The sequence below is a fragment of the Frankia sp. CcMO1 genome, assembly GCF_977945845.1.
The window spans coordinates 1-907 of sequence record NZ_CDWTMG010000193.1; the positions used below are offsets into that span (position 1 = coordinate 1).

The 907-nt window shown below is 71.7% G+C and carries 1 protein-coding gene; it reads right to left on the reverse strand.

Features of this window, described 5'->3' with window-relative positions; genetic code table 11:
• The coding region (locus tag AC08OU_RS18695) for a FadR/GntR family transcriptional regulator (protein ID WP_476605421.1) at positions 1 to 786 on the reverse strand (786 nt) is incomplete at its 3' end.
• Between the last annotated feature and the right edge of the window lie 121 nt (positions 787 to 907).

Sequence of the window (907 nt, forward strand, 5' to 3'; positions counted from 1 at the left end):
GCCGAGGAGGTCGAGGGGGGTGGTGGGTTGGTGGGGGGTGTGGGGGGTGGTGGTGAGGTGGTGGCGCCAGAGGGTTTCGGCGGCGTCGGGGTCGTGGTGGGTGAGGTGGGTGAGGAGCTGGTGGTGGGTGGTGTGCTGGTGGCGCAGGGTTGGCAGGTCGGGGATGGGGGTGGGGGTGTCGGGGGTGGTGGCATCGAGGATGCGCCGGAGCATGCTGGTGATCATGGTGAGGGTGTGGTTGGTGGTGGTGTCGAGTAGCAGGGTGTGGAAGTGCAGGTGGCGGGTGTGGATGTCGGTGGGGTTGGGGGTGGGGGTGGTCAGGGCGTGGTCGGTGGCGGTGAGGTGGGCGGTGAGGGTGGTCAGGGTGTGGTCGGTGGCGGTGGTGGCGAGGAGGCGGATGGCGGTGGGTTCGAGGTGGGTGTGGGCGGTGTGGATGTCGGCGAGGGTGGTGTGGCGGTGTTCGAGGACGAGGGCGGTGTAGCGGGCGGCGACGTCGCCGTTGGGGGTGTGGACGCGGGCGCCGCCGTGGGCGCCGCGGCGGACGGAGATGAGGGCTTCGGATTCGAGGACGCGGAAGGCTTCGCGCAGGGTGGGGCGGGAGACGCCGAACTGTTCCATGAGGACGGCTTCGGGGGGTAGGGCGTCGCCTTCTTGGAGTTCGCCGCGGACGATCTGGCGGCGTAGGTGGGCGGCGACGAGTTCGGCGGTTTTGGGGACGCGGACGTGTTGGCCGACGCGGTTGGTGGCCAGCAGGGGGGTGGGCAGGGGGTGGCCGGGGCCGGTGATGCCGGGGGTGGCGGTGCCGGGGGTGTTGGTTCGGGTGATTGTCGTGGTGGTGTCCCGGGTGGGGTGCGACTCGCGGTCGTCCGTCTCCCCTGGGCGGGCCAGCCGAACCGGATGCCCGGTC